The organism is Rhodoferax sp. MLSD5-FHT05B10, from assembly GCF_058793415.1.
Map to the genome: position 1 here is coordinate 281,981 of NZ_JBXAFT010000005.1, position 25,600 is coordinate 307,580.

At 63.5% G+C, this 25,600-nt stretch carries 21 protein-coding genes and 1 other RNA gene; 11 read left to right on the forward strand and 11 right to left on the reverse strand.

Going from position 1 to position 25,600, the window contains the following annotated elements:
- Positions 1 to 9: 9 nt before the first annotated feature.
- The 10 genes from rfaE1 to gyrA form a co-directional block, all read right to left on the reverse strand.
- Positions 10 to 945 carry a D-glycero-beta-D-manno-heptose-7-phosphate kinase gene (rfaE1, locus tag AC1Q5W_RS10355; protein WP_492645542.1) on the reverse strand — a complete coding sequence of 312 codons (936 nt, stop codon included), beginning with the start codon at positions 943 to 945 and terminating at the stop codon, positions 10 to 12.
- 17 nt (positions 946 to 962) lie between these two features.
- Entirely contained in the window at positions 963 to 2,120 is a 1,158-nt protein-coding gene (gene lapB, locus AC1Q5W_RS10360; protein ID WP_492645543.1) for a lipopolysaccharide assembly protein LapB, read from the reverse strand.
- The gene (locus tag AC1Q5W_RS10365; RefSeq protein WP_492645544.1) at positions 2,110 to 2,409 is read right to left on the reverse strand and encodes a LapA family protein; all 300 of its coding nucleotides are present in this window, start codon (positions 2,407 to 2,409) and stop codon (positions 2,110 to 2,112) included. Before AC1Q5W_RS10365 ends, lapB begins: the two co-directional genes overlap by 11 nt.
- A 38-nt stretch (positions 2,410 to 2,447) precedes the next feature.
- Positions 2,448 to 2,759 carry an integration host factor subunit beta gene (locus tag AC1Q5W_RS10370; RefSeq protein WP_492645545.1) on the reverse strand — a complete coding sequence of 104 codons (312 nt, stop codon included), beginning with the start codon at positions 2,757 to 2,759 and terminating at the stop codon, positions 2,448 to 2,450.
- Between the two features lie 77 nt (positions 2,760 to 2,836).
- Complete coding sequence (gene rpsA / locus AC1Q5W_RS10375; RefSeq protein ID WP_492646173.1) at positions 2,837 to 4,543, reverse strand: 30S ribosomal protein S1; 1,707 nt, start codon at positions 4,541 to 4,543, stop codon at positions 2,837 to 2,839.
- A gap of 91 nt (positions 4,544 to 4,634) precedes the next feature.
- Positions 4,635 to 6,641, reverse strand: coding sequence for a bifunctional 3-phosphoshikimate 1-carboxyvinyltransferase/cytidylate kinase (locus AC1Q5W_RS10380; RefSeq protein WP_492645546.1), 2,007 nt, complete (start codon positions 6,639 to 6,641; stop codon positions 4,635 to 4,637).
- Positions 6,641 to 7,516, reverse strand: a complete 876-nt coding sequence (locus tag AC1Q5W_RS10385; RefSeq protein WP_492645547.1) for a prephenate dehydrogenase — start codon at positions 7,514 to 7,516, stop codon at positions 6,641 to 6,643. The genes AC1Q5W_RS10380 and AC1Q5W_RS10385 overlap by 1 nt, the downstream gene beginning before the upstream one ends.
- A gap of 21 nt (positions 7,517 to 7,537) precedes the next feature.
- A complete protein-coding gene (gene pheA, locus AC1Q5W_RS10390) occupies positions 7,538 to 8,620 on the reverse strand; it encodes a prephenate dehydratase (RefSeq protein ID WP_492645548.1) in 1,083 nt (360 codons plus the stop codon).
- A 36-nt stretch (positions 8,621 to 8,656) separates the two neighbouring features.
- Positions 8,657 to 9,784, reverse strand: a complete 1,128-nt coding sequence (serC, locus tag AC1Q5W_RS10395) for a 3-phosphoserine/phosphohydroxythreonine transaminase (protein ID WP_492645549.1) — start codon at positions 9,782 to 9,784, stop codon at positions 8,657 to 8,659.
- A gap of 72 nt (positions 9,785 to 9,856) precedes the next feature.
- Entirely contained in the window at positions 9,857 to 12,496 is a 2,640-nt protein-coding gene (gene gyrA / locus AC1Q5W_RS10400) for a DNA gyrase subunit A (RefSeq protein WP_492645550.1), read from the reverse strand.
- A gap of 232 nt (positions 12,497 to 12,728) precedes the next feature.
- On the opposite strand from gyrA, the gene ompA reads away from it, so the two are divergent.
- From ompA to AC1Q5W_RS10450, 10 genes are all read left to right on the forward strand, one after another.
- Positions 12,729 to 13,349: an outer membrane protein OmpA gene (gene ompA, locus AC1Q5W_RS10405; protein WP_492645551.1), complete on the forward strand. Its 621-nt coding sequence runs from the start codon at positions 12,729 to 12,731 to the stop codon at positions 13,347 to 13,349.
- A 94-nt stretch (positions 13,350 to 13,443) separates the two neighbouring features.
- Positions 13,444 to 14,163, forward strand: a complete 720-nt coding sequence (gene ubiG / locus AC1Q5W_RS10410) for a bifunctional 2-polyprenyl-6-hydroxyphenol methylase/3-demethylubiquinol 3-O-methyltransferase UbiG (protein ID WP_492645552.1) — start codon at positions 13,444 to 13,446, stop codon at positions 14,161 to 14,163.
- Entirely contained in the window at positions 14,163 to 14,834 is a 672-nt protein-coding gene (locus tag AC1Q5W_RS10415; RefSeq protein ID WP_492645553.1) for an HAD-IA family hydrolase, read from the forward strand. Before ubiG ends, AC1Q5W_RS10415 begins: the two co-directional genes overlap by 1 nt.
- A gap of 12 nt (positions 14,835 to 14,846) precedes the next feature.
- Positions 14,847 to 15,223: a transfer-messenger RNA gene (gene ssrA / locus AC1Q5W_RS10420) on the forward strand.
- Between the two features lie 269 nt (positions 15,224 to 15,492).
- Complete coding sequence (locus tag AC1Q5W_RS10425) at positions 15,493 to 16,209, forward strand: GntR family transcriptional regulator (RefSeq protein ID WP_492645554.1); 717 nt, start codon at positions 15,493 to 15,495, stop codon at positions 16,207 to 16,209.
- Positions 16,210 to 16,254: 45 nt separating this feature from the next.
- Positions 16,255 to 17,343, forward strand: coding sequence for an ABC transporter substrate-binding protein (locus tag AC1Q5W_RS10430; protein WP_492645555.1), 1,089 nt, complete (start codon positions 16,255 to 16,257; stop codon positions 17,341 to 17,343).
- A 135-nt stretch (positions 17,344 to 17,478) separates the two neighbouring features.
- Positions 17,479 to 18,396 (forward strand): ABC transporter permease subunit, encoded by a 918-nt coding sequence (locus tag AC1Q5W_RS10435; RefSeq protein ID WP_492645556.1) that lies wholly within the window; start codon positions 17,479 to 17,481, stop codon positions 18,394 to 18,396.
- Positions 18,396 to 19,712, forward strand: coding sequence for a high-affinity branched-chain amino acid ABC transporter permease LivM (gene livM, locus AC1Q5W_RS10440; protein WP_492645557.1), 1,317 nt, complete (start codon positions 18,396 to 18,398; stop codon positions 19,710 to 19,712). The genes AC1Q5W_RS10435 and livM overlap by 1 nt, the downstream gene beginning before the upstream one ends.
- Complete coding sequence (locus tag AC1Q5W_RS10445; protein WP_492645558.1) at positions 19,709 to 20,521, forward strand: ABC transporter ATP-binding protein; 813 nt, start codon at positions 19,709 to 19,711, stop codon at positions 20,519 to 20,521. Before livM ends, AC1Q5W_RS10445 begins: the two co-directional genes overlap by 4 nt.
- A 2-nt stretch (positions 20,522 to 20,523) precedes the next feature.
- Positions 20,524 to 21,234 carry an ABC transporter ATP-binding protein gene (locus tag AC1Q5W_RS10450; RefSeq protein WP_492646174.1) on the forward strand — a complete coding sequence of 237 codons (711 nt, stop codon included), beginning with the start codon at positions 20,524 to 20,526 and terminating at the stop codon, positions 21,232 to 21,234.
- A 13-nt stretch (positions 21,235 to 21,247) separates the two neighbouring features.
- Here AC1Q5W_RS10450 and AC1Q5W_RS10455 read toward each other — a convergent pair whose 3' ends face one another.
- On the reverse strand, positions 21,248 to 21,724 hold the full coding sequence (locus AC1Q5W_RS10455; protein WP_492704158.1) for an Lrp/AsnC ligand binding domain-containing protein: 477 nt from the start codon (positions 21,722 to 21,724) through the stop codon (positions 21,248 to 21,250).
- Between the two features lie 99 nt (positions 21,725 to 21,823).
- Here AC1Q5W_RS10455 and putA point away from each other — a divergent pair, with 99 nt between their 5' ends.
- Positions 21,824 to 25,561: a trifunctional transcriptional regulator/proline dehydrogenase/L-glutamate gamma-semialdehyde dehydrogenase gene (putA, locus tag AC1Q5W_RS10460; protein ID WP_492645560.1), complete on the forward strand. Its 3,738-nt coding sequence runs from the start codon at positions 21,824 to 21,826 to the stop codon at positions 25,559 to 25,561.
- Positions 25,562 to 25,600: the final 39 nt, after the last annotated feature.

Genomic DNA, 25,600 nt, shown 5'->3' on the forward strand with positions numbered 1-25,600 from the left:
TCTTTTCAGTCAGGCGGTGGCAAACAGCTCGTCAAAGCTTACCGTGGCGGTGCCGAATTTGCCAACGACCAGGCCACCGGCCTGGTTGGCGATGGGGACGGCATCGCGCAGGCTGACGCCGGCCGCCACCAGGGCCGCCATGGTGGCGATGACCGTATCACCGGCACCGGTGACGTCAAACACTTCGCGCGCCTGGGCGCTGACATGCAGTTCACCCTGGGCGTCAAACAGGGTCATGCCCTCTTCGCTGCGCGTGAGCAGCACGGCCTCCAGGTTTAGCTGCTGGCGCAATTGCTGGACTTTGGCGCGCAAGTCGTCTTCGTCGCGCCAGTTGCCGATGACCTGCTGCAGCTCGGCGCGGTTGGGGGTGATGACGCTGGCGTTCTGGTAGCGCGTGTAGTCGCTTCCCTTGGGGTCCACCAGAATGGGTTTGCCGGCGGCGCGCGCGCGCGCGATCATGTCGGTGATGTGGGCCAGCCCGCCCTTGCCGTAGTCCGAAAACAGCACAGCGTCGTGCAGGGGCAGCAGGTTCTCGAACGCGGCCGTCTGCGAAGCCAGTATTTCGCTCTTGGGCGTGTTTTCAAAGTCGAGCCGCAGCAGCTGCTGCTGGCGCCCGATGACGCGCAGCTTGACAGTGGTCTTGAGGTCGGCATCGCGCCCGAAATGGGTCTGGATGCCGGTGTTGGCAACCAGGGCTTCAAGCTTGTGGCTGGCTTCGTCGTCGCCTACGACGGTCAGCAGGGAAGCCTGGGCGCCCAGGGTCACCACGTTGTAGGCCACGTTGGCGGCGCCACCGTTGCGTTCCTCTTCGCGTGTGATGCGCACCACGGGTACCGGGGCCTCGGGGGAGATGCGGTCCACCGCACCGTACCAGTAGCGGTCCAGCATGACGTCGCCGACGACCAGCACGCGCGCGGCCGCCATTTGTTCTCGGGATATTTTCATGGAATTGACGTGTGGGGTCATAGCTCTTCTACGCGCCGCGCCGGGTAGCTGTCCCAGGCCTGGCAGCCCGGGCATTGCCAGAAGTGCAGCTTGGCTTCAAAGCCGCAGGCCGCGCAGCGGTAGCGGGTCAGGGGTTTGACGGCGTGGTCCAGTGCCCGCTGCACCTGGGGGTGAAACTGCTCGTGTTCAAGCTTCTCGCCGGCAATCCATTTGGCGGCTGCCACCAGCGAAGGCTCTTGCTCCAGGTGGCGCGCATACCACTCACGGGCACTGGCGCTGGGTGCGCCGCTGGCGGCTTCCAGTGTCACGATGGCGTCGAGCACGTCCAGCGACGGGGCCTGGGCATAGGCGGCCTTGAATTGCTCCAGTGTGCGCAGGCCCTGGTGGGCCGCGATGGCGTACTGGGCTAGCGGTGCTGCAATCAAGCCCATGGCGGTGGGTGCGGCGACCATGGCATCGGCCAGCGTGTCGCAGGCCAGGGCGGGCTGGCCCAGCGTGCTCTGGATCTGCGCCAGGTCCATGCGCGGGCGGGGTGCTTCAGGGGCAATCTGCACGGCTTGGAGCAGATGCGCCTGGGCCTGCGGGATGTCGTGGGCTGCCACGCAGGCTGCGGCCTGCTCGCACAGGTAGTGGGACAGGCGCCCGGTAAAGCTGCCCTGGCCGGATGTCTGCAGCTTCTGGGCCACCTGTGCCGCGTGCTCCCAGTCGCGCGAGCGTTCGTAGTTGGCCAGCAGCGCCAATCGGGCCTGGGCTTCAAAGCGCGTGCCTTCCAACTTGATCAGGGCTTCTTCTGCGCGGTCCAGCAGGCCGGCCTTCAGGTAGTCCAGCGCCAGCGCGTGCTGGGCTCGGTGGCGGTCGTCTTCGCTCAGGTCACCCCGCGAGAGCAGGTGCTGATGGACCCGCACCGCGCGCTCGTATTCACCGCGGCGGCGAAACAGGTTGCCCAATGCGAAGTGCAGCTCGGAGGTGTCCGGGTCGTTCTGGACGGCCTCGATGAACGCATCGATGGCCTGGTCCTGCTGCTCGTTGAGCAGGAAATTCAGACCCTTGAAATAGGCTTTGGGGGCTTGGCGGTTCTCCATGCGCAACTGGCGCACGTCGAACCGGGAGGCCATCCAGCCCAACGCAAAGGCAAGGGACAGCCCCAGCAGTATCCAACTCAGATCAAATTCCATAGGGCGGCGGGGCAGGCGGTTTATCGGCTTCGGCGGGCACTGCGGCAACCTGGCGCGCGCGCGTTGCGTCGCGGCGGTGTTTCCACCAGCGCGGCACCATGCCCAGCACACCGATGACGAGTCCGATGGCGAAGGCAATCAGAACCACGAGAACCAGCGGGGCCGTCCATTGCTGGCCGAAGAAGAAGTGCACGGTCACGTCGTGCTGGTTGTTCAGCGCGAAGGCGAAAAGAGTAAAAAAAATGGCTGCTTTAAGTATCCACTTAAAGAACCATGCAAGTTGTTTCATTGATCTCCCCGGTGTCGAGGTGATTCTACCGTTGCCGTTCAGGCCTGGGGCTTGGCTTCGAGTTCGGCCGTGCGCTGGTCCACCGCCTCACGCAGGGCTTTGCCAGGCTTGAAATGGGGGACGCGCTTTTCCGGGATGGCCACGCTTTCGCCGCTGCGCGGGTTGCGGCCCATGCGCGGGGGCCGGCGGTTGATGGAGAAGCTGCCGAAGCCGCGGATCTCGATGCGGTGCCCAGCCACCAGGGCATCGTTCATGGCGTCCAGAATCGCCTTGACGGCGAATTCAGCGTCGCGATGCGTGAGCTGGCCAAACCGGTTGGCGAGTTCTTCAACAAGGTCGGAGCGTGTCATGAAAAAGTATCTTCTTTAATGAAAAAACGACCGGAGCACACAGGCAACCGGTCGTTTGTTCAGTTCAACAGCAAGGCTTAGTTGTTGTTGTCCAGCTTGGCGCGCAGCAATGCGCCCAGGCTGGTGGTGCCGGCGTTTTCACGGGCGGACTGCTGGCTCAGGCTGGCCATGGCTTCGGACTGGTCGGCAGCATCCTTGGCCTTGATGGACAACTGGATGTTGCGGGTCTTGCGATCCACGTTCACGACCACGGCGGTGACTTCGTCGCCTTCCTTGAGCACGTTGCGGGCATCTTCCACGCGGTCGCGGGAGATTTCGGAAGCGCGCAGGTAACCGATGATGTCGTCACCCAGGTCGATTTCAGCGCCCTTGGCGTCCACAGTCTTGACCTTGCCGGTAACAACCTGGCCCTTGTCGTTGATCGACACGAAGGTGGTGAACGGGTCGGAATCGAGCTGCTTGATGCCCAGGGAGATGCGCTCGCGGTCCACGTCCACGGCCAGAACGATGGCTTCGACTTCCTGACCCTTCTTGAACTCGCGCACGGCGGCTTCGCCGGTTTCGTTCCAGGACAGGTCGGACAGGTGCACCAGGCCGTCGATGCCAGCAGCCAGACCGACGAACACGCCGAAGTCGGTGATGGACTTGATCGGGCCCTTGACGCGGTCGCCGCGCTTGGTGTTCTGCGCGAACTCTTGCCAGGGGTTGGCCTTGCACTGCTTCATGCCCAGGGAGATGCGACGCTTGTCTTCGTCGATTTCCAGGACCATGACTTCGACTTCGTCACCCAGGGCAACGATCTTCGAAGGAGCAACGTTCTTGTTGGTCCAGTCCATTTCGGACACGTGCACCAGACCTTCGATGCCGGGTTCGAGTTCCACAAACGCGCCGTAGTCGGCGATGTTGGTGATCTTGCCAAACATGCGGGTACCTTGGGGGTAACGGCGGTTGACGCCCATCCAGGGATCGTCGCCCATCTGCTTCAGACCCAGGGACACGCGGTTCTTCTCGGTGTCGAACTTCAGGATCTTGGCGGTGATTTCCTGGCCAGCGGTCACCACTTCGGAGGGGTGACGGACGCGGCGCCATGCCATGTCGGTGATGTGCAGCAGGCCGTCGATACCACCCAGGTCCACGAACGCACCGTATTCGGTGATGTTCTTGACCACGCCTTGGACCACAGAACCTTCCTTGAGGGTCTGCATCAGCTTGGCGCGCTCTTCGCCCATGGAGGCTTCCACCACGGCGCGGCGGCTCAGCACCACGTTGTTGCGCTTGCGGTCGAGCTTGATGACCTTGAATTCCATGGTCTTGTTCTCGTACGGAGACAGGTCCTTGGTGGGACGTGTGTCGACGAGGGAGCCGGGCAGGAATGCGCGGATGCCGTTGACCAGAACGGTCAGGCCGCCCTTGACCTTGCCGGAAGTGGTGCCGGTGACGAATTCGCCGGATTCCAGGGATTTCTCCAGGGACATCCAGGAAGCCAGGCGTTTGGCGGTGTCGCGGCTGACGATGGTGTCGCCGTAGCCGTTTTCCATGGCCACGATGGCGACGGAAACGAATTCACCGACCTGGACTTCGAGTTCGCCCTTGTCGTTCTTGAATTCGGAGATTGGCACGTAGGCTTCGGACTTGAGGCCGGCGTTGACGACCACGAAGCTGTGTTCGATGCGAACGACTTCAGCGGTGACGACTTCACCGATGCGGGTTTCCGAGCGTTTTTGCGACTCTTCGAATAGGGCTGCGAAAGATTCTGACATTTTGTGATGCGGCGCGAACCGCAGGTTAATTCGCGGGTTGAGCCGCGGGTTAGTTGTTGAACCACACCACCAGTGCGCTGCTGCGCGAGAGGGGCGGTGTGGGCCGACCAGCCTTTCAAACGGTTTTGAAAGGCTGTTTGCCCTGCCACCAGTCCAACACCAGATCGACCGATTTTTCAACCGTCAAATCCGAGTTGTCCAGCAACCGGGCGTCTTCTGCAGGTTTGAGTGGCGCTACGGCCCGGGAGGAATCCCTGGCGTCACGTGCTTCCAAGTCCGCGCGAAGAGACGGGAGTGTAGCGGAAATTCCCTTAGAAATCAACTGCTTATACCGCCGCTCGGCCCGCCGCTCGGCACTGGCCGTCAGAAACACCTTCAGTGGCGCCTGCGGGAAGATCACGGTGCCCATGTCGCGTCCGTCGGCTACCAGGCCCGGCAACTGGCGAAAGCTGTGCTGCAGGTCGACCAATGCCGCGCGGACCTGGGGCAGGGCCGAAACCTTGGAGGCGTTCATGCCGGCTTCCTCGGTGCGGATGGCGTCGCTGACGTCATCCCCGTCCAGCAGCACCCGCCCCCCGGTAAAACGGATCTGCAGGCGTGGGACCAGGCTGGCAATGGCGACTTCACTGCCGCCATCGAGCCCCAGGCCGGCGCGCAGGGCGGCCAACGCCGTGATGCGGTACAGGGAGCCGGAATCCAGGAAGTGGTAACCCAGTTTTTGCGCCAGCACCACTGCCAGCGTGCCCTTGCCGGAGGCCGTGGGGCCGTCCACGCAGAGCACGGGAATGTCGGTCTGCGGGGTGTGGGCGACGGAAAACAGGGCCTCGAAGTAGTCCGGGAAGGTCTTGGCCACGCACTTCGGGTCTTCAATGCGCACCGGCAGCGCGGCCGGGTTGAAGGCCGCCAGTGAGAAGCACATGGCGATACGGTGGTCGTCGTAGGTGTGGATGCTGGCAGCGCGCCAGTCGCCGGCCGTGGCTGGGGGTGTGACCTGGATGAAATCGGCGCCCTCCACGACCCCGGCGCCCAGCTTGCGCAACTCCGCGGTCATGGCGGCAATGCGGTCGGTCTCCTTGACGCGCCAGCTGGCAATGTTGCGCAGCGTGGTGGTGCCGTCGGCGTACAGCGCCATGACGGCCAGGGTCATGGCGGCATCGGGAATGTGGTTGCAATCCAGGTCAATGGCCTTGAGCGGCCAGCTTCCGCGCCGGATTTCCAGCCAGTTGGGGCCGCTGGTGATGTGCGCGCCCATCTGTTGTGCGGCGTCCATGAAGCGGATGTCACCCTGGATGGAGTCTGCACCCACACCCAGGATCTTAATGCCATTTTGGCTTCCAGCGCCCGTGGTAATTGCGCCAAGCGCTATGAAATAGCTAGCAGAAGAGGCGTCGGCTTCCACATGGATGGCGCCTGGCGAGCGCAGGCGGCAGCCGGCGGGAATGGTGAAACGTTGCCAGCCATCGCGCCGGACCTGGACGCCAAAGCGTGCCAGCAGGTTCAGCGTGATTTCGATGTAGGGGCGGGAAATCAGCTCGCCCACCACGTCGATCACGATGTCCTGCTGCGCCACCAGTGGCAGGGCCATCAGCAGGGCCGTCAGGAACTGGCTTGACACGTCACCGCGTACCAGAATCGGTGCGTCGAGCTGGAGTTGGGGGCGACCAATGTGCAGCGGCGGGTAGCCGTCGTTGCCGAGGTAGTCAATCTCGCAGCCGAGCTGGCGCAAGGCGTCCACCAGGTCGCCAATGGGGCGTTCATGCATGCGCGGCACGCCGCCCATCTCAAAGTCGCCACCCAGCACGGCCAGCGCGGCGGTCAGCGGGCGCATGGCGGTGCCGGCATTGCCCAGGAAAAGCTTGGCCTGCTGGGTGCTGAGCCGGCCGCCCAGGCCGTCGATGTAAACCGTGGAGCCGTCCTGGCGAATGCCGCAGCCCAGCACGCGCAGGGCGTCCAGCATGACGCGGGTGTCGTCGGAGTCGAGCAGGTCGTGGACCGTGGTGGTGCCGTCGCACAGGGCCGAGAGCAGCAGCACCCGGTTGGAAATGCTTTTGGAGCCGGGGAGGGTGACGGTTCCGCTGGCGTGGCGCAGCGGTGGTAGATCCAGGAATGCGGTAGAAAACATTAGGCGTTGTGCTTGGAGGTCATGCTCCAGTGGGCGCGGGTGTTGCTGGCCTGCTCCAGCAGGCCTTCGAGTGCATCGGCGTTGCCACTGGCAATCATCAGTTCCAGGGCGTGGAGGTTGCGCTGGAAAATCTGGGATTGCGCCAGCAGCTCTTCCCGGTTGGAGGCCAGAATGTCGCGCCACACCTTGGGGTCACTGGCGGCAATGCGGGTGAAGTCCCGAAACCCCGGGCCTGCCAGCGAGAGGTAGTCCTTGCCCTGTGGCTGGCCCGAGATGGCGTTCATCAGCGCAAAAGCGATCAGGTGGGGCAGGTGGCTGACGGCGGCAAAGGCGGCATCGTGCTGCTCGGGGGACATTTTCAGCACCCGGCACCCCAGCGCAGTCCACAGGTCCACGGCCTTTTGCAGTTGCGCGGTAAGGGTGCGCTCAATGGGCGTGATGATGACCTGACGGCCCCGGTACAAGTCGGCGTCGGCGTGCTCGACGCCGGACACTTCCTTGCCGGCAATGGGGTGGGCCGGAACAAATGAGCCGATCTGTTCGCGCAGGGCGCGCCGGCCGGCATCGATCACGTCGCGTTTGGTGGAGCCCACGTCCATCACCAGCATGCTGGGGGTCACCAGGTGCTTGATGGCCTTGAAGGTGGCTTCGGTTGCCGCCACTGGGACGGCAATGAGCACGATGTCGGCGCCGGAGACGGCCAACAGGGCCGAGGGGGCCTCCACATCGATGACTCCCATGGCGCGGGCGCGTTCCGTGGTGCTGGGCGACTTGCTGTAGCCCACGACGCGTTTGACCAGACCTGCGCGTTTGAGGGCCAGGGCAAACGAGCCCCCCATCAAACCGCATCCAATCAAACCAAGCTGTTCAAACATAGGGTTTCCTGAGGGGCCGCATCAATCGGCCAGCGGGTAAGTGCCCAGCACTTTGTAAAAAGCGCACAGACCCTGCAGGTCCTTGAGCGCTGCCGCGACGTGGGGCTGCGAGGGGTGGCCCTGCAGATCAATGTAGAAATAGTATTCCCATTGTCCGGAACGGGCCGGACGCGATTCAAAGCGCGACATCGACACGCCATGTTGCTTGAGGGGCACCAGCATGTCGTGGACGGCGCCCGGACGGTTGGGCACCGACACCACCAGGCTCACGCAGTCTTTTCCGGTGGCTTCCGGTGCGGGCATGGTGCTGGGCAGGCTCACCACGACAAAACGGGTGCGGTTGTAGGCATCGTCCTGGATGGCGTGGGCCGCCACATGCAGGCCGAAACTGGAGCCGGCACGCTCGCTGGCAATGGCGGCCCAGGCCGGATTGCCGGCAGCCAGGCGGGCACCCTCGGCGTTGCTGGACACGGCGCGCCGCTCGGCGTGGGGCAGGTGGGTGTTGAGCCATTGCTGGCATTGGGCCAGCGCCTGGGGGTGGGCCAGAACCACTTCGATGCCAGGCAGTTCGGGCGTGGTGCGCAGCAGGTTGTGGCGTACCAGCAGGCTGATTTCTCCCACGATGTGCAAGGGCGACTGCAGCAGCAGGTCCAGCGAACGGGTGACGACGCCTTCGGTGCTGTTCTCCACGGGCACGACGCCAAACTCGGCGGCGCCGGAGGTGGCTGCGTGGAAAACCTCGTCGAAGTTGTCGCAAGGCACATGCTGAATGCTGGAGCCAAAGAACCGCAGGGCGGCATCTTCGCTGAACGTGCCGGACGGGCCCAGGTAAGCCACCCGTTGGGGGGCCTCCAGCGCGCGGCAGGCCGACATGATTTCACGCCAGATCAGGGCTACGCTGCTGTCCTTGAGCGGGCCCGCGTTGCCCTGCTGCAGGGTCTGGATGACCTGGGCTTCGCGCTCCGGGCGGAACACGGGTGAGCCTTCGACGCGCTTGATTTCGCCCACTTCATGGGCCAGCGCGGCCCGCCGGTTGAGCAGGGTGAGCAGTTCCAGATCGACGGCATCGATCAGGACGCGGAGTTCGGGGAGTGTCTTGGCCATGGCGGGTAGAGCGCTGCGTGGGGCGGTGGGTTGGGCTTAGGCGCTGGTGCGCTCGAATTCGCGCATGTAGCCCACCAGGGCCTGCACGCCCTCCAGGGGCATGGCGTTGTAAATACTCGCGCGCATGCCACCGACCGATTTGTGGCCCTTGAGTTGCAGCAGGCCGGCCGCCTTGGCGCCGGCCAGGAAAGCGTCGTTGCGCGACTCGTCGCGCAAAAAGAAGGGCACGTTCATGCGCGAGCGGCAGTCGGGATGAACCTTGTTGACGTAGAAGCTGGAGGTGTCGATGGCTTCGTACAGCAACCGGGCCTTGGCCACGTTGCGCGCTTCCATGGCCGCTACCCCTCCCTGGCGCTTGAGCCACTGGAAAATCAGGCCGGCAATGTAGATGGAGTAGGTGGGCGGCGTGTTGTACATGGACTGGTTGTCCGCCACCGTCTTGTAGTTGAAGGCGCTGGGGCAGATGGGGAGGGCGTGGCCCAGCAAGTCTTCGCGCACCACCACCAGGGTCAGGCCCGCCGGCCCCAGGTTCTTCTGGGCGCCGCCGAAGGCCAGGCCGACGCGGCTCCAGTCCACGGGCCGGGAGGCTACATGGGAGGAAAAATCGATCACCAGTTCGGCGCTGGAGCCCAGCGCCTTCAGGTCGGGCAGGGTGTGGTACTCCAGACCGTTGATGGTCTCGTTGGTGCACAGGTGGACATAGCTGGCGTGGTCGCTCAGCTTCCAGGTGGCGGGGTCGGGAATGCGGGTGTGACCGTCTGCCTGGTTACTGGCGGCAATGTTGACCTGGCAGTACTTGCGGGCTTCTTTTTGCGACTTGTCGCTCCAGCTACCGGTGACGACAAAGTCGGCCGTGCCCTGAAACCCCGGTGTGGCCCGCATGCCGCCCAGGTTGAGCGGAACAATGGCGTTTTCCGCCAGCCCGCCGCCCTGCATGAACAGGATCTTGAAGTGCGCCGGAACGGCCAGTAACTCCCGCAGGTCGGCTTCGGCCTGCGTGTAGATGGACTGGAATTCCTTGCCGCGGTGGCTCATCTCCATCACGCCCATGCCGCAACGCTGACCGCTGGCATCCGGCCAGTCCAGCATTTCGGCCGCGGCTTGCGCCAGCACTTCCGGGGCAATGGTGGCGGGGCCTGCGGAGAAATTGAAAGGACGCTGCATCAGGATTTTCTGAGTCAAATACGTGAATGGCCCGCGCACATTGTGCGCGGGTAGCTATGAAAAAGAGAGCAATCAGGTGGCGCTGGCCTCGCCGTCGTCTTCGCCGGAAGCCTCGTCTCCGGCTGCATTGGCATCGTTTTCCACGATGCGCTGCAGGCCGCTGAGCTTGGAGCCCTCGTCCAGGCCGATCAGGGTGACGCCCTGGGTCGCACGGCCGAGCTCGCGGATCTCGGCGACGCGGGTGCGCACCAGCACGCCCTTGTCGGTGATCAGCATGATTTCGTCGTCCGCATGCACCAGCGTGGCGGCAACCACCTTGCCGTTGCGCTCGGACTGCTGGATGGCGATCATGCCCTTGGTACCGCGACCGTGGCGGGTGTATTCGGTGATGCTGGTGCGCTTGCCGTAGCCGTTTTCGGTGGCGGTCAGCACGCTTTGTTGCTCGTCTTCGGCAACCAGCATGGCGATCACGCCCTGGCCGTCTTCCAGCATCATGCCGCGCACGCCGCGTGCGTTGCGGCCCAGGGGGCGCACGTCGTTCTCGTCAAAGCGCACGGCCTTGCCGCCGTCGCTGAACAGCATCACGTCGTGCTGGCCGTCCGTGAGGGCAGCGCCGATGAGGTAGTCGCCGTCATCCAGGTTGACGGCAATGATGCCGCCCTTGCGCGGGTTGTTGAACTCGTCCAGCGCCGTCTTCTTGACGGTGCCCATGCTGGTGGCCATGAACACGTACTGGTCGGCGGGAAAACTGCGTTTCTCGCCGGTGAGGGGCAGCACTACGGTGATCTTCTCGCCTTCCTGCAGCGGGAACATGTTCACGATGGGGCGCCCGCGCGAACCGCGCGAACCCTGCGGCACTTCCCAGACCTTGAGCCAGTACAGGCGGCCCCGGTTGGAGAAGCACAGGATGTAGTCGTGCGTATTGGCAATGAAGAGCTGGTCCACCCAGTCGTCTTCCTTGGTGGCGGTGGCCTGCTTGCCGCGTCCGCCGCGTTTCTGGGCACGGTACTCGCTCAGTGGCTGGCTCTTGATGTAGCCGCTGTGGCTGAGGGTGACCACCATGTCGGTGGGCGTGATCAGGTCTTCGGTGCTCAGATCGTGCGAGGAGTGCTCGACCAGACTACGGCGTGCGCCCAGCTTGCTCTGACCGAACTCGGTCTTGATGGCGGTGAGCTCTTCGCTGATGATGGTCGACACGCGTGCGGGCTTGGCCAGAATGTCCAGCAGGTCCTCGATCTCGGCCATCACCTCTTTGTATTCGGCGACGATCTTGTCCTGCTCCAGCCCGGTCAGGCGCTGCAGGCGCATCTGCAGGATTTCCTGGGCCTGGGTCTCGGACAGGCGGTACAGGCCGTCTGCGCCCATGCCGAATTCCTTCTCCAGCCCGTCAGGGCGGTAATCGTCGGCATTCACCACGCCGCCGTCGGTGCGCGTGCGGGTGAGCATTTCGCGCACCAGCTTGCTGTCCCAGGGGCGGTTCATCAGTTCCACCTTGGCCACCGGTGGGGTGGGCGATTCACGGATGATGCGGATGAACTCGTCAATGTTGGCCAGGGCAACTGCCAGGCCCTCGAGCACGTGGCCGCGTTCGCGGGCCTTGCGCAGGTTGAAGATGGTGCGCCGGGTGACCACTTCGCGCCGGTGCTCCAGGAAGACTTCGAGCAGGTCCTTGAGGTTGCACAGCTTGGGCTGGCCGTTGACCAGGGCCACCATGTTCATGCCGAAGGTGTCCTGCAGCTGGGTCTGCTTGTACAGGTTGTTGAGCACCACCTCGGGCACTTCGCCGCGCTTGAGCTCGATCACCAGGCGCATGCCGGACTTGTCGGACTCGTCCTGGATGTGGCTGATGCCTTCGAGTTTCTTCTCGTGCACCAGTTCGGCCATGCGCTCCTGCAGCGTCTTCTTGTTGACCTGGTAGGGCAGCTCGTCAACGATGATCGACTGGCGCTGGCCCTTGTCGATGTCTTCAAAATGGCACTTGGCACGCATGACGACGCGGCCACGACCGGTGCGGTAGCCATCCTTGACGCCACTGATGCCATAAATGATGCCGGCGGTAGGGAAGTCCGGCGCCGGAATGATTTCCATCAGCTCGTCCACACTGGCTTGCGGGTTGCGCAGCAAGTGCAGGCAGCCATCGACCACCTCGTTCAGGTTGTGGGGAGGGATGTTGGTGGCCATGCCCACCGCGATGCCCGAAGACCCGTTGACCAGCAAATTGGGAAACCGGGCGGGCATGACCAGCGGCTCCTGCTCGCTGCCGTCGTAATTGGGGCCGAAATCCACCGTTTCCTTGTCCAGGTCGGCCAGCAGCTCGTGGGCGATCTTGGACATGCGGATTTCCGTGTAGCGCATCGCTGCCGCGTTGTCACCGTCGACCGAACCGAAGTTGCCCTGGCCATCCACCAGCATGTGGCGCAGGGAAAAATCCTGGGCCATGCGCACGATGGTTTCATACACCGCGCTGTCGCCGTGCGGGTGGTATTTACCAATGACGTCACCCACGATACGGGCGGACTTCTTGTAGGCCCGGTTCCAGTCGTTGTTCAACTCGTGCATGGCAAACAGCACGCGCCGGTGTACCGGTTTCATGCCGTCGCGCGCATCGGGCAGGGCACGGCCCACGATCACGCTCATGGCGTAATCAAGGTAGCTGCGCCGCATTTCCTCTTCGAGACTGATGGGCAGGGTTTCTTTTGCGAACTGGGTCATGGATGGATGCGCCTGGGTCTGGGACAACCCGTGATTCTACGGCCCACGAGATGTGGCTTGCGGGCAACATTCGGCCTGATATACGTCCCCAGGGGCTGGGCTGGCCATTGTGGGTATTCATAAATTGAGATTAGCTATGGCACAATAGGCCAAGCGCTCAAAATGGTAGCCATGGTGGGCGTCGTCCGATTATTCGCAGCGTTGCTGCTGTTTGTTACGCAAAGGGAAAATCATGAAACAACTGAATCGAGTAGCAATCGTCATCGCTGCCGCTGCTTTCGCTACTGTTGCTGGCGCACAGGAAATCCACAACTGGAAGAGCGCTGCTGGCGACGTCTGGAAGAACGCTTCCGGCGAATGCTGGCGTGATGCCAGCTGGACTCCCGCAACCGCAGCTGCTGGCTGCGATGGCGCGCTGACCGCTGCTCCCGCCGCCGCCGCTGCTTCCGGCGCTGCTGCTCCCGCTGCCGCCGCTGCTGCTCCCGTTGCGGCTGCCAGCAAGGTGACCTACGCTGCTGACGCATTTTTTGATTTCGACAAGTCGGTTCTCAAGCCCGAAGGCAAAGCCAAGCTGGATGACCTGGTTGGCAAGGTCAAGGGCATCAACCTGGAAGTGATCATTGCTGTCGGCCACACCGACTCCGTGGGCTCCGATGCCTACAACCAGAAGCTGTCGATTCGCCGCTCTGAGGCAGTCAAGGCTTACTTGGTGTCCAAGGGCATTGAAAAGAACCGCGTGTACACCGAAGGCAAGGGCGAAAAGCAACCCGTTGCTGACAACAAGACCAAAGAAGGTCGCGCTAAGAACCGTCGCGTTGAAATCGAAGTGGTGGGTACCCGCTCTTCCAAGTAATTCGACAGGCGCAAGCCCATCCCAAAAAACCCGCTTCGGCGGGTTTTTTGTTGCCCCTCGCAAACGGTGTTTGCCGTTTGGCCATAATTGCAACATGAACACAACCCTGAATGCCGATCCGGCCGAATTGGCCAAATTCTCCGATTTGGCCCATCGCTGGTGGGACCTCGACAGCGAGTTTCGCCCCCTGCACCAGATCAACCCTTTGCGGCTGGACTGGATCAACGCCATCAGCCCGCTGCAAGGCCAGCGCGTGCTGGACGTAGGGTGTGGCGGCGGCATTCTGGCGGACTCCATGGCGCGCAGGGGGGCGGATGTGCTCGGCATTGACCTGTCTGGCAAGGCGCTCAAAGTGGCCCAGTTGCATGCGCTGGAGGCCCAGACACCGCGTGTGGCGTACCGCGAAATCAGTGCCGAGGGCCTGGCGGCCGAAGTTCCCGGGCAATTTGATACCGTGACCTGCATGGAAATGCTGGAGCATGTGCCCAACCCCGCCTCGGTGGTGCAGGCGTGCGCGGACCTCGTCAAACCGGGCGGCTGGGTGTTCTTTTCCACCCTGAGCCGCAACACCAAATCGTTCCTGTATGCCATCCTGGGGGCGGAATACCTGCTCAATCTGGTGCCCCGTGGCACACATGAATACGCCAAGCTGATTCGCCCCAGCGAACTGGCCGCTTATTGCCGCCGCGCGGATCTGGATGTGCGCCATACCAGCGGGCTGGAATACAACCCGCTGACCCAGCGCTATGCCCTGAGCGCCAATACCTCGGTCAATTACATGGTTGCCGTCCAAAAACCCGGCCAGGTGGCCTGATGACCGTATTTCAGGGAATAGCCGCGGTACTTTTTGATCTGGATGGCACGCTGATCGACAGTGCCCCCGACCTGGGGGCGGCGGCCGACCAGATGCGTGTGGCGCGGGGGCTGCCCTCGCTGCCCCTGGAGGCGTACCGCCCTATGGCGGGTGCAGGCGCCCGCGGGATGCTGGACGTGGCGTTTGGCATGGGTGTGGACGACCCGGCCTTTGAGGCCATGCGGGAAGAGTTTTTCGCCAATTACCAGCGTTGCATGACCCAGCGCACCGTGGCATTCGAGGGGGTGCCGCAGCTGATAGCCCAAATCGACCGGCGACAGATGCTGTGGGGCGTGGTGACCAACAAATCGGCCCGTTTTACGGATCCGCTGACACAGGCCATGCCCCTCTTTGCCACCGCCAAGGCCGTGGTGAGTGGCGACACCACACCCCACGCCAAGCCCCATCCCGAGCCGCTGCTGGAGGCGGCCCGCCGCCTGGGGGTGGCGCCGGCGCGCTGCCTGTACGTGGGCGACGACGAACGCGACGTGGTGGCCGGCCTGGCTGCGGGCATGCAAACCGTCGCGGCGACCTATGGCTACCTGGGCGACAAGGCCGATGTCCGGGCCTGGGGTGCGCATGCGGAGATAAATTCTCCCTTGGGGCTCTTGCAATTGCTGGCAAACGCCTAAAATAGGAACCTTGGGGCTGCACTGGTTTCGACGTGGGTTCGGACGCGCAGCAGGGCATGTCGAGGTTCTGTCACCTCGTAAAACCGCAGAAAAAAACTAACTGCAAACGACGAACGTTTCGCACTCGCCGCTTAATTGCGCGTGAGCCTCACAACAGCAAGCCGATAGGCTGGGCAAGGGTGGCGCAAGCTGTCCAGGCTGTGGGGTAACTTCATTCGGCTGGGTTTGCCTTGGGTAACTTAGGGCAGATCGAGAAAATAGGTTGCTGGCGTTTTGCATAGCGTGCCACTGCGCGATGCAAAAGGCGAGACTCAAATCAGACGGCTACACATGTAGAACTGTTCGAAGAAGGCTTGCGGACGGGGGTTCAAATCCCCCCAGCTCCACCAAATAGGAAAAACCAACCGGATCTCCGGTTGGTTTTTTTTCGTCTGTACCGGCGTGTTTCGCGGCGTTGCGCAGCTTGGATGTTTGGGGGGCCGTGACTTCACGCCTTAAATTTTCATGTTGTGGAATTTTCTTGAACCGACGTCATTATTTCGTCATAAAGTGGTGCATTCAGGGTAAACCCTTGATTGGTATACCGTATACGAAAATACAATATACGCACAACAAACGTTTGCAAGCTATCCATTCAAACCACAGGCAGGTCAGTCCGGTGAATCTTTCCAGCACACTCGTCGAGTCAAATTCCTTGCAGGGTCTCGGCGTACTGTCTTTGTCGCTGCCCGCAGAGGTCCGGCGATCCACTTCCGATTTCGTGGCCGAAACGCTGCGCAATGCCATCGTTTCGGGTCAACTCGAGTCCGGAACGCTGTTGCGGCAGGACGCGCTGGCCGAGCAGTTCCATGTCAGCAAGATTCCGCTGCGCGAGGCGCTCAAGCGCCTGGAGGCAGAGGGTCTGGTCAGCTTCATCCGCAACAAAGGGGCGGTAGTGGCCTCGCTGTCCACCCATGAAATCCGGGAGTATGTCGAGATCCGGGCGATGCTGGAGGCCCGTGCCGCCGAGCTGTCCGCCCCGCTGATCAGTGACGACAGCCTGCAGCAGGCGCGTCTGGCGCTGGAGGCTTTTGGCGTCGAACGCAACCCGGCAAACTGGGCGCAAATCAATTGGCAACTGCACTCGGCTCTGTACGCCGATGCCAGACGGCCGGTTTTGCTGGCCGAGATCCGATCCCTGTACGACAAGGTCGAGCGCTATGTACGGGCGCTGCTTGCCGTGACATCCGAATTGCCGAAAACCCAGGGCGAACACCACGCGATCATCGACGCGTTTGCCGCCCGGGATGCGGAGAGGGCGGCAACTCTGACGCGGGCCCATGTGCTCGACGGTGGAGCCTCCCTGGTGAAGTACCTCTCCGAACACCGCGCCTAAACGCGCATCCACCCAGCCTGAAGTTCCTCACCCTAGGAGATCGAAATGAAGAAAACATTGATTGCAGCCGCGGCTTTTGTCGCCCTGTCCGGCACGGCCTTTGCCGATACGGTTGTGGCCATTGCCGGCCCCATGTCGGGCCAGTACGCGTCCGCCGGCGACCAGATCAAGAAGGGCGCCGAGATGGCGATTGCCGACATCAACGCCCGTGGCGGCGTCCTTGGCCAGAAGCTGGTGCTGGAAGTGGGCGATGACGCCTGTGACCCCAAGCAGGCCGTTGCCGTGGCCAACCAGATGGTCAACAAGAAGATCGCCTTCATGCACGGCCACTGGTGCTCGTCGTCCACGATTCCCGCATCCGAGGTCTATCTCGAATCCAACATCCTGATGGCAACCGTGTCCACCAACCCCAAGGTGACGGACCGTGGCCTCAAGAACGTGTTTGCGATCGCCGGTCGCGATGACCAGCAGGGTCTGGTTGCCGGCACCTATCTGGCCGAGCACTTCAAGGGCAAGAAGATTGCCGTGCTTGACGACAAGAGCGCCTACGGCAAGGGCCTGGCCGACGAGATCGCCAAGGCCATGGAAAGCAAGGGCGCCAAGCCCGTGCTGCGCGAGTCCATCACCGCGGGCGAGAAAGACTACTCCGGCGTGATCGCCAAGCTCAAGCAAGCCGGTGTCGAAGTCATGGCCTATGGTGGTTACCACACCGAGGTTGCACTGATCCTGCGCCAGGCAGAACAGGCCAAACTCAAGCTGACCGTGTTCGGCGGCGACACCATGTCCAATACCGAGTTGGTGACGGCTGCCGGCAAGGCATCCAACAACGTGATGTTCACCTTCGGTCCGGATGCACGCAAGAATCCCGCAGCCGCTTCGGTGGTCAAGAAGTTCCGTGATGCCAAGATCGAACCCGAAGGCTACGTGATGTACGCCTACGCGGCCTTCCAGTTGTTCGAGCAGGCAGCCAAGAACGCGAACAGCATCAAGTTCAACGATCTGGAAAAGGCCATGCGCGGCGGCAACTTCGACACTGTGATCGGCAAGGTCTCGTTTGACGCCAAGGGCCTGAGCAAGGCGCCGGCCTTCGTTGTGTACCAGTGGAAAGACGGCAAGTACGACTACGTCAAGTGATCGGGTGCGGCGTGCTGAACGCCGCCTTGCTCACGCTTCAGTGAACGTTCCCCGCCGCGTCGATCCGCTGGCGGGGAACGCCGGGCGAAAAAGGCCCTGACTCAGGGTACTTCGCTCCTTTTAAGGAATCGGAACATGCTTGCCTTTGCCTTCCAGCAACTCATCAACGGACTGGCCCTTGGCTCCGTCTATGGCCTCATTGCCATCGGTTACACGATGGTGTACGGCATCATCGGCATGATCAACTTTGCGCACGGCGACATCTATATGGTGTCGGCCTTCATTGCCGTTACCAGTTTTACGTTGCTGGCGTCGTTCGGCGTGACGTCGATCCCGCTGGCCATACTGCTTGTGCTGGTCGTGGCCATCGTTCTGACTTCGGCCTATGGCTGGAGTGTCGAACGCATTGCCTACAGGCCGTTGCGCGGTGCTCCCCGCCTGGCCCCCCTGATTTCGGCCATCGGCATGTCCATCTTCCTGCAAAACATGGTGCAGGTCACCCAGGGCGCGCGGGTCAAGCCCATTCCGCCCATGCTGACCGGCGGTATCGATTTGTTCACGCTCGACGGTGTCACCGTCTCGCTGGCATACAGCCAGATCCTGATCATCGCCGTAACGATCGTGCTGATGCTGGCCTTCACGTACCTGATCACCCGGACGTCGTTTGGCCGCCAGCAGCGGGCCTGCGAGCAGGACCGCACGATGACCGGTTTGCTGGGTATCAACGTCGACCGGACGATCTCGATGACGTTCATGATCGGCGCAGCGCTGGCTGCCGTTGCGGGGGTGCTCGTGACGGTCTACTACGGCGTGGTCGATTTCTATATCGGATTCGTGGCCGGCATCAAGGCGTTTACCGCCGCCGTGCTCGGGGGCGTGGGGTCCTTGCCGGGCGCCATGCTGGGCGGTCTGCTGATCGGCCTGCTGGAAGCTTTCTGGGCCGCCTACCTGTCGCCCGAATACAAGGATGTAGCCACCTTCGCGCTTCTTATCCTGGTTCTGATGTTCCGTCCCAGCGGCCTGCTCGGACGGCCTGAAGTGGAGAAAGTCTAATGAGCGCCGTAATCCAGACATCCCATACGCCCACGCTGCCTGAGCGCCTGAAGGACGCCGGGGGCGTTGCGTGCGTCGCCCTCGTGCTGGGCATTCCCATGATCGGGTTGACGACAGTCGACAGCGGCGGTGCGCTGCAGGTCCAGACCCGTTGGGGCGCTCTGGCCTTGTGCATTGCGCTGGTCTTTGTCGGACGCCTGCTGTTTGCGGTGATGGGCGACCGGCTTCGCGCGAAGCAGAAGACCCGCGTTCGTGCGGCTGAGCCAGCCAAGACGGCCTCGCCGGTGGCCTTGAAGGCACTGGGTTGGACACTGCTGGGCCTGGCGCTCGCGCTGCCCATTTTTTGGTCCGGAAACCGGTATGTTGTCGACACTGCCACCACGGTACTGATCTACGTCATGCTGGGCTGGGGCCTCAACGTCGTGGTCGGACTCGCTGGCCTGCTGGATTTGGGCTATGTGGCTTTCTACGCCGTCGGCGCGTACTCGTATGCACTGCTCTCCACCCAGTACGGCTGGGGCTTCTGGGAGGTACTGCCCGTGGCCGGCGCTGCCGCCGCGACCTTCGGCATCGTGCTGGGTTGGCCGACACTGCGTTTGCGGGGCGACTACCTCGCCATCGTGACACTGGGTTTTGGCGAGATCATCCGGGTCATCCTGGTGAACTGGACGGACTTTTCCGGTGGCCCCAATGGCATTTCGTCCATTCCGCGTCCCACCTTCTTTGGTCTGCCCTTCAAGGCGCCGACGGAAGACGGGCCGGCCACTTTCGCCAGTTTCTTCGGGCTCGAATATGTCCCCGAGCACCGGGTCATGTTCCTCTACTACCTCATTCTGGCGCTTGCGCTGCTGACCAACCTGCTGGTGCGCCGCTTGCGCAAGCTGCCGATCGGGCGGGCCTGGGAGGCCATGCGCGAAGACGAGATTGCCTGCAAGGCGATGGGCATGAACGTAACGAATATCAAGCTGTCCGCCTTTGCGCTGGGCGCGATGTTGGGTGGCTTTGCGGGGGTCTTCTTCGCAGCGCGCCAGGGTTTCATCTCGCCGGAATCGTTCGTCTTCTCCGAGTCCGCCATCATTCTGGCCATCGTGGTGCTCGGGGGCATGGGCAGCCAGCTGGGCGTGGTGCTGGCCGCACTGGTGCTAGTCCTGATCCCCGAAGTCGGTCGTGACTTTGCGGAGTACCGCATGCTGATCTTCGGCGCGGCCATGATCCTGATCATGGTGTGGAAGCCGGGCGGCCTCCTGTCCCATCGGGAGCCTACGTTGAAGGCCCCCGCCACCTTTACCCGCCGTTCCAGCCAGGAGTCCGCATGAACAACATCCTTCATGTCGAAAACCTCACCATGCGTTTTGGTGGGCTGACCGCCATTGACGACCTGTCCTTCTATGCCCCGGGCAAGCAGATCACGTCGATCATCGGCCCCAACGGTGCCGGCAAGACCACGCTGTTCAACTGCATCACCGGTTTCTACAAGCCAACCGTGGGCAGCGTGCGCCTGCAGCACCCCGTCAACGGTGAGATGCGTCTGGAGGCGCTGGCCAGCCACAAGGTGGCCAGTGATGCCCAGGTCGTTCGCACCTTCCAGAACATTCGCCTGTTCCCCAAGATGACCGTCCTGGAGAACCTGATCGTGGCGCAGCACAACACCCTGCAGGGTGCGTCGGTGTTCTCGATCGCCGGCCTGTTCGGCCTGCCGTCCTATCGGCGCGCCGAAACCGCGGCGATGGAGCGCGCAATGAACTGGCTGGAGCGGCTGGGCCTGCTGGACCTGGCCGATACCCCGGCTGCCGGTTTGCCCTACGGTACCCAGCGCCGCATCGAAATCGCGCGGGCCCTGTGCGTCAACCCCGTGTTGCTGTGCCTGGATGAGCCTGCCGCGGGCCTGAACCCCCGTGAGTCGGCGGAACTCAACCAGTTGCTCCTGAATCTGTCGCGCGACGAGAACATTGCCGTGCTGCTGATCGAACACGACATGAGCGTCGTGATGAAGGTGTCGGACCACATCGTCGTGCTCAACCATGGAAGCAAGATTGCCGAGGGTACGCCCGTGCAGGTCCAAAACGACCCGCATGTGATCAAGGCCTATTTGGGCGAAGACGATTCAGAAGAGGTGGCCGCATGAGCATGCTGCAACTAAAAGGGGTGCATACCCACTACGGCCACATCCATGCCCTCAAGGGGCTGGACGTGGAGGTCGGGACGGGCGAGGTGGTCACGCTGATTGGCGCCAACGGTGCCGGGAAATCGACCCTGATGATGACGCTCTTCGGTGCGCCGCGCGCCAGTGCCGGCCGCATCGTCTTCGAGGGCGAGGACATCACGAAACTGAGTCCGCACGAAGTCGCCCGGCGCGGCATTGCACTCGTGCCGGAAGGGCGACGGATCTTCCCGCGCATGACCGTGCTGGAAAACATCCAGATCGGCGCAACATTTGCCGACCCCGTGAACTTCGATGCCGACATCCAGCGCATGTTCGCCATGTTTCCCATCCTGGAAAAACGCCTGCAACAGCGGGCCGGAACGCTCTCGGGTGGCGAGCAGCAGATGCTGGCCATTGCGCGGGCGCTGATGGGGCGACCCAAGCTGCTGATGCTTGATGAACCCTCGCTGGGGCTGGCGCCGATTTACATCCGGCGTGTGTTCGAGATCATTCGTGAACTCAACCGTGACCATGGCATGACCATTCTGCTGGTCGAGCAGAATGCCCACCACGCCCTGCGCGTGGCCCATCGGGGCTATGTGTTGCAGCACGGCGAGGTGGTGCTGGCGGGCACGGGTGCCGAGTTGCTGGCCAGCCCCGAAGTGCGCGCAGCCTATCTGGAGGGTGGGCACTGAACGCCCGTGCGTTTCAGCGCAGCATCAGGCGGGTCGAGTTCTTGACTTCTTCCATGACGGCATAGGTGCGTGTTTCACGCACGCCGGGCAGTTGCCACAGAACCGATCCGGCAAAGGTGCGGTAGGCGTCCATGTCGGCGGCCCGGGTCTTGAGCAGGTAGTCAAAGCCCCCCGCCACCATGTGGCACTCCATGATCTCGGGGCGCACCTGCACGGCCGCCTTGAACTGCTCGAACACATTGGGCGTGGTGCGGTCCAGCAGGACTTCCACAAAAACCATCATGCCCGCACCGAGTTTGAGCGGATTGAGCCGCGCCTCGTAGCCCAGGATGAAGCCTTCGCGCGTGAGGCGCTGCACCCGTGCCAACACGGCGGTGGGGGACAGCGCCACGGTTTCGGCCAGCTTGAGGTTGCTGGTGCGCCCGTCTTGCTGCAAAACATCCAGTATGCGCAGGTCGATGCGGTCGAGTTGGTCCATGGTTGTGCTCATGAGCCGAATTTTATTCGGTAATACGCGAATAAATAGACATTTAATTTTGCGCCGATACCGGCATTATTTCGCCATTCATTTCTTTTTCCGGAACACACCATGAGCAACGTTTTTGTCCCGTTTGTCGATGGCCCTGTGCAGCGCGAGCCGCTGCGTGCCGCGATCACCGCCGCCTACCGTCTGCCCGAGACCGAGGCCGTTGCCACCCTGCTGGAGCAGGCCCGCCTGCCCGCAGCGCAGGCACAGGCCGCGCAGGGGCTGGCCCACCGCATTGCCACGCAACTGCGGGGGCGCAAGAGCGACAGCGGCCGCGCCGGCATCGTGCAAGGCCTGTTGCAGGAGTACGCGCTGTCTTCGCAGGAAGGGGTGGCACTGATGTGCCTGGCCGAGGCGCTTTTGCGCATTCCTGACAGCGCCACGCGGGACGCGCTGATCCGCGACAAGATCAGCAACGGCGACTGGTCTCCGCACCTGGGCAACAGCCCCTCGGTGTTCGTCAATGCCGCGTCCTGGGGCCTGCTGCTGACCGGCAAACTGGTCGCCACCCACAGCGAACGCGGGCTGGGCGCCACCCTGGGCGGCTTGATCCGCAAGGGCGGCGAGCCGCTGATCCGCAAAGGCGTGGACATGGCCATGCGCATGATGGGCGAGCAGTTCGTCACCGGCGAGACCATCGGTGAAGCGCTCAAGCACGCCAAGGACCTGGAGGCCCAGGGCTTCCGCTATTCCTACGACATGCTGGGCGAAGCCGCGCTGACCAGCGAGGACGCTGAGCGCTACCTGGCCTCCTACGAGGCCGCCATCCACGCCATCGGCAAGGCCGCAGCCGGCAAGGGCATCTACGAAGGCGCCGGCATTTCCATCAAGCTGTCGGCCTTGCATCCGCGCTACAGCCGCGCCCAGTACACCCGCGTCATGGACGAGCTGTATCCCGTGCTGCTCAAGCTGACGCTGCTGGCCCGGCAGTACGACATCGGCCTGAACGTGGACGCGGAAGAGACCGACCGCCTGGAGCTGTCGCTGGATCTGCTCGAGAAGCTGTGCTTCGCGCCTGAACTCAAGGGTTTCAACGGCATCGGCTTTGTGATCCAGGCCTACCAGAAGCGCTGCCCCTTCGTCATCGACTACGTCGTCGACCTGGCCCGGCGCAGCGGCCACCGCCTGATGATCCGCCTGGTCAAGGGCGCCTACTGGGACAGCGAAATCAAGCGCGCCCAGCTCGACGGCCAGGACGGTTACCCCGTCTACACCCGCAAGTCCTACACCGACCTGTCGTACCTGGCCTGTGCCCGCAAGCTGCTGGCTGCACCGGACGCGGTCTACCCGCAGTTCGCCACGCACAACGCGCACAGCCTGGCGGCGATCTACCAGATCGCCGACCCTGAGCGCTACACCCCGACCCAGTACGAGTTCCAGTGCCTGCACGGCATGGGTGAGCCGCTGTACGAGCAGGTGGTGGGGGCCAGCAAGCTGGGCCGTCCCTGCCGCATCTACGCCCCGGTCGGCACGCACGAGACCCTGCTGGCCTACTTGGTGCGCCGCCTGCTGGAGAACGGCGCCAACACCTCGTTTGTCAACCGCATTGCCGATGCCTCGATCTCGATCGAGGAACTGATTGAGGACCCGGTCGCCACCGTGGACCGCATGGGTGCCCAGGAAGGGCGCATCGGGCTGCCGCACGCCGCGATCTCCGTGCCCTCCGGGCTCTACGGCGAGCAGCGCGCCAACTCCATGGGCCTGGATCTGTCCAACGAAATGACGTTGGACAGCCTGGGCCAGACCATGCGGGCAGGTGCTGCCCAGCCGCTCACGGCGGGCCCGATGCTGGGTGTGGACCGGCAAGCGTCTGCCGGCGCGGCGGCCAGCACCGTCCGCAACCCGGCCAACCACGCCGATGTGGTGGGCGAGGTGGTGCATGCCGACGAATCCGATGTCGACGTGGCACTGGCCCGCGCCGTTGCTGCCGCGCCGGGCTGGGCCGCAGTGGCGCCGGCTGAGCGTTCCGCCTTGCTGGAGCGCGCCGCCGACCAGATGCAGGCCGAGATGCAGCCGCTGATGGGCCTGCTGGTCCGCGAGGCCGGCAAGACTGCCAGCAACGCCATTTCGGAGGTGCGCGAGGCGATCGATTTCCTGCGCTATTACGCCGCCCTGGTGCGCGCCGATTTCGCACCCGACACCCACCGCCCGCTGGGTCCGGTTGTCTGCATCAGCCCCTGGAATTTTCCGCTGGCCATTTTCACTGGCCAGGTCGCTGCCGCACTGGCCGCTGGCAATCCGGTGCTGGCCAAGCCGGCCGAGCAGACCAGCCTGATCGCCGCCCAGGCCGTGCGCATTCTGTGGCAGGCCGGTATACCGCGTGACGTGGTGCAGCTGGTTCCCGGCCGGGGTTCGGTGATTGGCGCACGTCTGGTCAAAGACGAGCGCACCCAGGGCGTGATGTTCACCGGCTCCACCGAAGTGGCGCGCGTCCTGCAGGGCAATGTGGCGGGCCGCCTGGATGCCGAAGGCCACCCGATCCCGGTGATTGCCGAAACCGGTGGCCAGAACTGCATGGTGGTGGACTCCTCGGCGCTGGTCGAGCAGGTCGTGTTCGACGTGCTGGGCTCCGCCTTCGACAGCGCCGGCCAGCGCTGCTCCGCGCTGCGCGTGCTGTGTGTGCAGGAAGACATTGCCGAGCGCATGCTCACCATGATCAAGGGTGCGATGGGCGAACTGCGCATCGGCCAGCCGGACCAGTTGGCGGTGGATGTCGGCCCGGTAATCGACACCCGCGCCCGTGACGGCATCAACGCCCACATCGAGGCAATGCGGGCCAAGGGCCGCCCGGTGCACCAGATTGCACGCGACCAGGACGACGCCACCCGCCAGGGCAGCTTCGTGCTGCCGACCCTGATCGAACTGGAAAGCATCCAGGAACTCGAGCGCGAGATCTTCGGCCCCGTGCTGCACGTGGTGCGCTTCAAGCGCCGCGATCTGGGCGCCATGGTCGAGCAGATCAACGCCACCGGCTACGGCCTGACCATGGGCGTGCACACCCGCATCGACGAGACCATTGCGCAGGTCATCTCCAGCGGCCATGCCGGCAACCTGTACGTCAACCGCAACATGGTGGGCGCCGTGGTGGGCGTGCAGCCTTTCGGCGGCGAAGGCCTGTCCGGCACCGGCCCCAAGGCGGGCGGCCCGCTCTACCTCTACCGCCTGCTGTCGCGCCGCCCCGATGACGCGATGCGCCGCGCCGTGGCCCTGTCCGACGCCGTGGCGGCCGAGGCCATCCGCGGCCAGCGCGAACCGCAGGGCGCGCTCAAGGCCTTGCAGCAATGGGCGCTCGACGTGGCCCGCAAGGATCTGGCCGCGCTGTGCCAGCGCTACGCCGAGCAGGCCTGTGCCGGTGCCATCTGCACCCTGCGCGGCCCGACCGGGGAGTCCAACACCTACAGCCTGCTGCCGCGTGAGGCCGTGCTGTGCCTGGCCTACAGCGAGCCGGACCGCCTGGTCCAACTGGCCGCCGTGCTGGCGGTGGGCAGCCGCGCTGTCTGGCCGGTCGAGGCGGCCGACCTGCGCGACCGCCTGCCGGAGGCCGTCCAGGCCTCCATCGTGCTGGCCAAGGACTGGTACGCCCCGACGGTTGCCTTCGATGCCGTGCTGCACCACGGCAATCCCCGGCAGCTGACGGCGCTGTGCACCCACCTCGCACAGCGCCCGGGCGCCATCGTCAGCGTCCACGGCCTGTCTTCGGGCGAAACCGCGGTGCCGCTGGAGCGGTTGCTGCTGGAGCGCGCGGTCAGTGTCAACACGGCAGCAGCCGGTGGAAACGCCAGTCTGATGACCATGGGCTGAACGGGGAGCCGTCAAGCGACCGGCTTGGCGGCGCCCGCA